Below are 8,464 nucleotides of genomic sequence, written 5' to 3'. Positions count from 1 at the left end.
CGTTCTCCCGCGCCGCCCGCCGCAACCGCTCCGAACCCCGAGCCTCGTCCCCACCGGTGCCGGATGACGGTGCGGCGCAGCAGGGTGCCGTGGCGCGGCCGGAGCGGGCGGTGGCGGCCGCGGCGGCGGCGCCGTTCGGGGGCGACCTCGGTCTCCAGGACGGTGCGCACGTCCCGCAGGGAGCCGAGCGGCACGTGTTCGGCGGCGAGGTCGAGGAGGGCCGCGGCCTCCGGGGCGAGCCGGTAGGCGGCGACCACCGCGGCGGTCTCGACGGGGTCGAAGGGCTGCCCGGCGAGCTGGGCGACGTCGATCACGTCGCCCGCGAGGAAGGCGCGCCCGAGCCCCTCCTCGGCGAGGGCGATCAGGCATTCCACGTGGTCGTCGGCGGCCAGGTAGGGGCGGACCGGGACGGTGGCGAGGTCGCCGGTGAGCGCGGCGGTGGCGACCCGTACCTGGTACCACGGGTCCAGCAGCGGGTCCTCGCCCGGCCAGCGCAGGGTGACGGCGGTGTGCCGGGGCCGCTCGCCGAACAGGGTGACCTCCACGGACTCCACCGGGTGATCGGTGACCAGCCGGTTGACGGCCTGCCAGAGCGTGGCCTCGGTGGGGCTGACGAGGCCGAGCTCGGCCAGCGGCCGGGGCAGGTCGGGCGGGTAGTAGCCGGCCAGTGGCAGGTCGCGGATCGGGCGGACCCCGGTGGCGTCGGCGAGGTCGCGCGCGACGCCCGCGTAGCACTCGGCCCGGTCGCGGGCGCGCTGCAGCTCGGCGCGGGCGTGCCGGCCCATCCGGACGCCGTCCCGGGCGAGCGCGGCGAGCACCAGGTACGGGAGGTGGCGCTCGCCCCGGGCGCGGTGGAGCAGGTCGACCGGTCCGGCGGCCGGGTCGACGTCGAGCAGCCGGTGGAGCAGGTCGGTGTTCATGGGGGTCCGCCTCCGAGAGCCGTGGTGGTCGGCCGGACGGCGGCCGGGCGACCGGGGACGTGGCGGGTCCGGCGGTCGGGGCCGGGCCGACTGCGGGCGCCACACCGTCGATTGTGGTCACGGCCGATCAACGCCGGATCACCACCGGGTCGATGATCCCTCGACATCCCGCGGGGTGCCGTGGGTTGATAGGGGCTCATCGAATCGGGGGGCGGCACGTGCGCGGACGGGGGCGAGCACATGAGGCGGGCAGGTGCAGGGATGGATGATTTCCGGTTCTCGGTGCTGGGACTGATGAGAGCGCAGCGCGGTGCGACCGCGCTGAAGGTGGGCAGCCCCCAGCAGCAGGCGATGCTGGCGGTGCTGCTGCTGCGGCCCGGCCACGGCGCGAGCGCCACCGACCTGATCGACGCCCTGTGGGGCGAGGAGCCGCCGGGCACCGCGATGACGACGGTGCGCACGTACGCCTGGCGGTGGCGCAAGGTGCTGCACGGCGAGGAACCGGACGCGCCGACCGTACTGACCTCGGTCGGGGACGGCTACCGGCTGGTGCTGCCCAAGCACGCGGTGGACGCGGCGCAGGCGGAGGAGCTGGCGGCGCAGGCCGAGCGCACGGCGGCCGCCGGGGAGCCGCAGCAGGCGCGTGATCTGCTGAACCAGGCACTGGAGTTGTGGCAGGGCGAGCCGCTGGCCGGCATCCCCGGCCCGTTCGCGCAGCGCCAGCGCCAGCGACTCCAGGAGCTGCGGCTGACCCTGCTGGAGGAACGGATCGCCCTGGACCTGGCGCTCGGCCGCTACTCCCGGTGCATCCCGGAGCTGACCTCGCTGACCACCGAACACCCGCTGCACGAGCGGGCGTACGGGCTGCTGATGCGCGCGCTGTACCAGGCCGGGCGGCAGGCGGACGCGCTGGCGGTGTTCCGCGGCGCGCGTCAGCTGTTCCTGGCCGAGCTGGGCGTGGCGCCCGGGGTGGAACTGGACCTGCTGCACCAGCGGATCCTGGAGGGCGACCCGACGCTGGCCGCCCCGGCGCCGGTCCTCCGGCCGGTGTCCGCCGTGCCCGGGCCGGCCGCGCCCGGGCCCGGCCCGGCGGAGCGGACCACGCCCGGGGCCGGAACGCCGGAGCCGGCCGGCGGACCCGCGGTACCGGACGCACCCGCCGCCGCCCCTGCCGGGAACGGCGTGCCGGCCCCCAGACCGGCCCAGCTTCCGCCCGACGCGGCCGACTTCACCGGCCGTACGGTGCTGGTGGAGCGGCTGGGCGGAGCCCTCGGCGCGCCCGGCCAGCAGGCGCTGGCGATCGCGACCGTGGTCGGCATGGGCGGGGTCGGCAAGACCGCGCTGGCCCTGCACGTCGCCCACCGGGTGCGCGAGGCCTACCCGGACGGGCAGCTCTACGTCGACCTGCGGGGCGCCGACGCCACCCCGGCCGATCCGGAGGCGGTGCTCAGCGGCTTCCTGGTGGCGCTCGGCGTGCCGGCCGACGCGGTGCCGGACGGACTGGACGCCCGCTCGGCGCTGTTCCGCTCGGTGGTGGACGGCCGGCGGCTGCTGCTGGTGCTCGACAACGTCCACGACACCGCGCAGATCAGACCGCTGCTGCCGGGCGCGGTCGGCTGCGCCGTGCTCACCACCAGCCGCACCCGGCTGTCCGGACTGCCCGCGACCGTCCAGGCCGACCTGGGCGTCTTCGAACCCGAGGAGGCGCTCGAACTGCTGGGCCGCACCATCGGCGCCGAACGGCTGGCCGCCGAGGCCGAGGCCGCCCGGGAGCTGCTGCTCGTCTGCGGCCACCTCCCGCTCGCGGTGCGGATCGTGGCGGCCAGGCTGGCCGCCCGGCCGAGCTGGACGGTGCAGACACTGGGCCGCCGGCTGGCGGTCGAGCGCCGCCGGATCGACGAGCTGCGCATCGGCGACCTGGAGGTGGCGGCCGCCTTCGAACTGAGCTACCGCCAGTTGACGCCCGCCCAGGCCCGGGCGTTCCGGCTGGCCGCCTCGGTGGACGGCCCGGACCTCGGGCTGCAGGCCGCGGCCGCCCTGCTGGACCTCGACGAGTACGACGCCGAGGACCTGTTGGAGGCTCTGGTGGACGTGGCGATGATGGAGTCGCCCTTCCCCGGCCGCTACCGCTTCCACGACCTGCTGCGCGCGTTCGCCCGGCGCCGTCCGGACGATCCCGGCGCGGCGGTGGCGGCCCGCGACCGGATGCTCGACCACCTGCTGGCCACCGCGTGCACGGCCTTCCAGCACGCCGTTCCCGGGGATCCGGCGGCCGGCGCGCTGGGGCCCGCCCGCAGCGCGGGCGTTCCGCTGGACGGCCCGGACGGGGCGCGGGCCTGGGCCGAGGCGGAGGGTTCCGGGGCGATCGCGCTGGCCGCCCAGGTGGCGGGCTGGACCGTCGCGGACGACCCCGCGGGCGCCCCGCCCGCTCCTGCCGACGGCCGTGCGCCGACGCATGGCCCGACACACGGGCCGGGGCAGGGCCCGGGGCCCGAGCCGCTGCGCGCCGCGATCGATCTGCTGATCGCGCTCACGCCGTTCGTCCTCGCCCCGCCCAGCCGCCAACTGGCCACCACCGCGCAGGCCCTGGCCGCCGCCGCGGTCCACCGCGCCGACCACCGGGCAGCTGGCCGGGCGCACTTCCTCCGCGGCAACGTCGCCCTGGCCGCCACCCGGCTGGAGGAGGCGGAGGCGGCCTCCCGGCTGGCGGTGGCCGCCTCCCGCTCGGCGGGCGACACGGTGATCCTGCGCCAGGCGCTGAACGACCTCGGCCTGGTCTGCCAGTTCCTCAGCCGCTACGACGAGGCCGTCGGGCACTACGACGAGGCGCTGCTGCTGGCCCGCGAACTCGGCCACCGCTCCGGGGCGCTGGTGACGACGGTGAACGCGGCGCTGGCCCGGGTGCGCAGCGGGCGGGCCGCCGAGGCGGTGCCGATCTGCCACGAGGCGCTGGCCGAACTGCGGACCCGGCACGACGATCCGGGCCGGGCGTACACGCTGTACGTGCTGGGGCTGGCGCTGCACGGGCTGGGGCGGCACGAGGAGGCGGTCACCTGGTTCGGCGAGTGCCTGGCGGTGGCCTCGGCGGCCGGTCTGCGGGCCCGGGCGGCGCACGCCCGCTACCGGATGGCGGACAGTCTGCGGTCGCTGGGCCGGACGGACGAGGCGCTGGAGCACGCCGGGCAGTCGCTGGAGCTGTGCGAGGAGCTGGGTGCCGAACGGGACCAGGGCCACGCGCTGGTGGTGCTGGGCCGGACCCTGGCCGACCTCGGGCGGGAGGCCGAGGCGGGCGGCCGGCTGCGGGAGGCGCACCGGATCTTCGTCCGGCTGGGGCTGCCGGAGGCGGCGGAGGTGGCGGGGCTGCTGTCCCCGCGGGAGGGTTCTGCCGCATCGGCCGCATCGGCTCCGTCGGCTCCGTCGGCCGCATCGGCTCCGTCGGTCCCGTCGGCTCCCTCGGTCCCGAAGGGGCGGCGGGCCGCCGACCGGCTGTCCTCGGGCTGCTGAAGAATCGATCCTGCGCCCGGCTTCGGCGCGCTCAGGAACCGGCGTGCACGGGGCCCGGCACGCTCAGGACCCGGTGCTGTTCCAGTCGCCGGTGCTGCCGTGCCCGGTGCTGGTCGGGGTCGGGGTGGGGACGGCCGTCGGCGTCGCGTCGCCGCTCACCACCGTCGCCGTCCCGGCGCCGGCCGACTCCGCCACGGCGACCGTGGCGGAGAGGCCCGCGCCCAGGGCGACGACCACCCCGAGGCCGACCGTGAACAGCCGCAGGCGGGTACGGGCGGTGGCCGGACGCTGCGTCATCTCTGGTGCTCCCTTGGGTCGCTTCCCCGGGGGGAAGGGGTTCCGTCGTGGTGTGGCACCAGTCTGGCCGGGGGCGGTCAACGGCCGATCTACAGCCGAGCACCGGTGGTCACCACTGATCACCGGTGCCCGGCCGAGCCGCTTCTCAGACCTCCGAACGGATCTCCGAACGAATTTCCGAACGGATCTCCAGGGTGCAGCACTTCACGCTGCCGCCGCCCTTGAGCAGCTCGCTGAGGTCCATCCCGATCGGCCGGAAGCCGCGCTCGCGCAGCCGCGCGGCCAGGCCGACGGCCGCCTCCGGCAGCACCACGTGCAGGCCGTCGCTCACCGCGTTGAGGCCGAACACCGCCGCGTCCTCGCCGCCCACCAGCAGCGCGTCCGGGAACAGCCGCCGCAGGACGGCACGGCTGCCGGCCGAGAAGGCCTCCGGGTTGTACATGATCTCGTCGCCGTCGAGCACGGCGAGCGCGGTGTCCAGGTGGTAGTAGCGCGGGTCGACCAGCTCCAGCCCGATCACCGGCCGGCCGAAGAACTCCTGGGCCTCCGCGTGCCCGTCGGCCACGCTGCGAAAGCCCCGCCCGGCCAGCACGGACCCCGCGGTCAGCAGCAGGTCCCCCTCGCCCTCGTTGACGTGCTCCGGATCGCGCGTCTCGAAGCCCCGGGCGCGGAACCACTCCAGGTAGGCCGGGCCCTCGGCGGCCCGCTCGGCGTTGCGGAAGCGCGCGCCGAGCACCTTGCCGTCCACCACGGTGGCGCCGTTGGCCGCGTAGACCATGTCGGGCAGGCCGGGCAGCGGGTCGATCAGGTCGACCCGGTGGCCGAGCTCGCCGTAGAGGGCGTACAGCCGCTCCCACTGGGCGACGGCGAGGTCGGTGTCCACCGGCTTGGCGGGGTCCATCCACGGGTTGATCGCGTAGCTGACCTCGAAGTGGGTCGGACGGCACATCAGGTAGTGGCGCGGGCGGGCGGTGCGGGTCATCGGGGCCTCCGGGTGAGGGCGGGTCGGGAGGTGGCGCGGGGCGGGGCGGGGCGGGGCGGCGCGGTCAGGCGGCGGGGTCCGACGGCCTGGTCGGGAAGTCGCGCAGGCCGCGCAGCGGGCTGGCCAGCAGCACCCCGCCGGCCGAGAGCAGCACGCCCGCCATCAGCCAGATGGTGCCGCGGGCGCCGATCACCTCGCCGAGCCAGCCGCCGAGCAGGGCTCCCACCGGGATCGCGCTGTAGTTGAGGGTCGCGGAGCTGGCCCTGATCCGGCCGATCATCTCGGGCGGGCAGTAGGCCTGGGAGAAGCTGCCGGCCAGGACGTTGCCCGCCACCACGCCGCAGACCGCGACGGCCCAGGCGAGCGCGCTGACCACGAGCGGCAGCCGCTCGCCCGCCAGCGGCAGCAGCAGGATGAAGGGCGCGACCACCAGCTCGCAGACCAGCAGCCCGCGCGCGGTGCCCAGCCTGCGGGCGATCCGCCCGGCCAGCATCGCACCGGCCAGCCCGCCGACGCTCACCAGCGCGAACACCGCGCCCACCGCGCCCGGTTCGATCCCCACGCTGCGCACCAGGAAGACCGTCTGCACCGCCTGGATGCCGTTCAGTCCCAGGTTGCCGACCGCCGCGAAGCAGGCGAACGTGCGCAGGTAGGGATCGCGCAGCAGGAACCGGACGCCCTCGCCGATCTCGCGCGGGATGCCGCGCCGTTCGGACACCGGCGGGGGGCGCTCCTCCGTCCTGATCCGCCGCAGGCAGAACGCCGACACCAGGTAGGTGAGCGAGTCGGCGAGCATCCCGCTGGCGGCGCCGAAGGCCTGCGCGAGCAGACCGGCCGCGCCCGGGCCGGCGATCTCCGCCGCCGAGGCCCCGGAGCGCAGCTTGACGTTGGCCTCCAGCAGGTCGGCCTTCGCCACCAGGGCGGGCAGCACCGCCCCGTAGGCGGTGGAGAAGAACACCTTCACCGCCCCGGTCAGCAGGGCCACCACCACCAGCTGGGCGAGGGAGAGCGCCCCCAGCCACGCGGACACCGGGACGCTGGCGAAGAGGACGAGCAGCAGCAGGTCGCAGACCAGCATCACCCGCAGCCGGGGCCAGCGGTCCACCCAGGCTCCGGCCGGCAGGCCGAGGAACAGCCAGGGCAGCCAGGCGGCGGCGTTGATCACGCCCACCGCGAAGGGGCCGGCGCCCAGCGTGACCACGGCCACCAGGGACAGCGCCACGCTGCCGACGGCCGTGCCGAGGGTGCTGGTGGTCTCACCGATCCAGAGCCGGCGGAAGTCCCCCTGGGCCCACAGGCCCCACCGGCCGCGCGGCCGCTCCGGCGGCGCCGGCGGCGCCGGCGATTCGATCGGGACGGTGGTGGTCATCGCGGGTCACGCTCCCGGCTTCTGGGTGTGCGGCTTCTCGGTGTGCAGCTTCTCGGTCAGCACGGCGGCGATCCGTGCGAGGGGTTCCGGCCGGGTCAGCTCGCCGTGGGCGCAGGCCAGGCGGTGGCTCTCGATCCGGCCGTCCAGGTACGGCCGCCAGCTCTGCTCGTACGGCCAGTCGGCGGGCTTGCCGGTGGTCGCCCCGAAGAAGACGGCGTCCCCCCGGTAGCGGGCCGGCACGTGCTCGGCCATCAGCTTGCGGTGCCGGTCGAAGACCTCCGGCAGCACGGCCACGGCCTCCCCGAGCACGGCCCGCAGATCGGCGAGGCCCCGGCCGTCCGCCGGGTCGTGGCCGAGCGAGTGCAGCAACTCCGCGAGGGTGTCGGCGGTTTCGACGGGCGGGGCGCCGGCGGTGCGGACCGCCGGGGCGCCGTCGAGCAGGGCCAGCAGGCCGACCTCGGCGCCCTCGGCCCGCAGCCGCACGGCCATCTCCTGCGCGACCACCGCGCCGAAGGACCAGCCCAGCAGGTGGTACGGGCCGTCGGGACGCACCGCGCGGATCTGCCGCACGTAGTCCTCGGCGATCTCGGCGACGCTCGCCGGTGCGTCGCCGCGCAGGCCCCGGGCCTGGAGGCCGTACACCGGCTGCTCGGGGCCGAGGTGGCGCAGCAGCCCGGAGTAGACCCAGCTGATGCCGGCCGCCGGGTGGACGCAGAACAGCGGGGGCCGGTCGCCGCCGGCGCGCAGCGGCAGCAGGACGTCCAGCGCGTCGGGCGCCGGGCCGTGGTCGAGCCGTCGGGCGAGCCCGGCCACGGTGGGTGTCTCGAACAGCGCCCGCATGCCGGGGTCCGTGCCGAGGGCGCCGCGGACCTTGGCGAGCAGCTTCATGGCGAGCAGGGAGTGGCCGCCGAGGTCGAAGAAGTCGTCGTCGATGCCGACGACCTCCAGGCCGAGCACCTCCGCGAACAGCCCGCACAGGATCGACTCCTGCGGCGTCCGGGCGGCGCGGCCGCCGGCGAGCTGCCCGAAGTCCGGTGCGGGCAGCGCCGTCCGGTCGAGCTTGCCGCTGCCGGTGAGCGGCAGCGCGGCCAGCGGGACGACGGCGGCGGGCAGCATGTAGCCGGGCAGGTGGCCGGCGGCGAAGGCGCGCAGTTCGGCGGGGTCGAGCGGGCCGTCGGCCACCACGTGGGCGACCAGGCGCAGCCCGTCCGCGGCGGGCAGCACGGCGGCGGCGCCGACCCGCGGGTGGAGCGTCAGCACGTGCTCGATCTCGCCGAGTTCGATCCGGAAGCCGCGGATCTTCACCTGGTGGTCGGTGCGGCCGAGGTACTCCAGCTCCCCGTCGCGGGTGCGGCGGGCCAGGTCCCCGGTGCGGTACATCCTCCCTCCGTG

6 protein-coding genes are annotated in these 8,464 nt (G+C 76.3%); 1 reads left to right on the top strand and 5 read right to left on the bottom strand.

Going from position 1 to position 8,464, the window contains the following annotated elements; all coding sequences use genetic code 11:
- Positions 1 to 920 (bottom strand): hypothetical protein (locus ACIQOV_RS15225; protein ID WP_401048754.1); only part of this gene is annotated, 920 nt, incomplete at its 3' end.
- Between the two features lie 261 nt (positions 921 to 1,181).
- On the opposite strand from ACIQOV_RS15225, the gene ACIQOV_RS15220 reads away from it, so the two are divergent.
- Entirely contained in the window at positions 1,182 to 4,424 is a 3,243-nt protein-coding gene (locus tag ACIQOV_RS15220) for an AfsR/SARP family transcriptional regulator (protein WP_401048752.1), read from the top strand.
- A 63-nt stretch (positions 4,425 to 4,487) separates the two neighbouring features.
- Here ACIQOV_RS15220 and ACIQOV_RS15215 read toward each other — a convergent pair whose 3' ends face one another.
- From ACIQOV_RS15215 to ACIQOV_RS15200, 4 genes are all read right to left on the bottom strand, one after another.
- Positions 4,488 to 4,721 (bottom strand): hypothetical protein, encoded by a 234-nt coding sequence (locus ACIQOV_RS15215; protein ID WP_401048750.1) that lies wholly within the window; start codon positions 4,719 to 4,721, stop codon positions 4,488 to 4,490.
- 145 nt (positions 4,722 to 4,866) lie between these two features.
- A complete protein-coding gene (gene ddaH / locus ACIQOV_RS15210) occupies positions 4,867 to 5,703 on the bottom strand; it encodes a dimethylargininase (RefSeq protein ID WP_401048748.1) in 837 nt (278 codons plus the stop codon).
- 64 nt (positions 5,704 to 5,767) lie between these two features.
- Positions 5,768 to 7,072: an MFS transporter gene (locus ACIQOV_RS15205; RefSeq protein ID WP_401048747.1), complete on the bottom strand. Its 1,305-nt coding sequence runs from the start codon at positions 7,070 to 7,072 to the stop codon at positions 5,768 to 5,770.
- Positions 7,073 to 7,078: 6 nt separating this feature from the next.
- Positions 7,079 to 8,464 (bottom strand): thioesterase domain-containing protein (locus ACIQOV_RS15200; protein ID WP_401048745.1); only part of this gene is annotated, 1,386 nt, incomplete at its 5' end.

The organism is Kitasatospora sp. NPDC091257 (genome assembly GCF_044757675.1).
GTDB classification, from domain to species: domain Bacteria; phylum Actinomycetota; class Actinomycetes; order Streptomycetales; family Streptomycetaceae; genus Kitasatospora; species Kitasatospora lactacystinica.
This window is presented reverse-complemented; position numbering and strand designations above follow the sequence as displayed.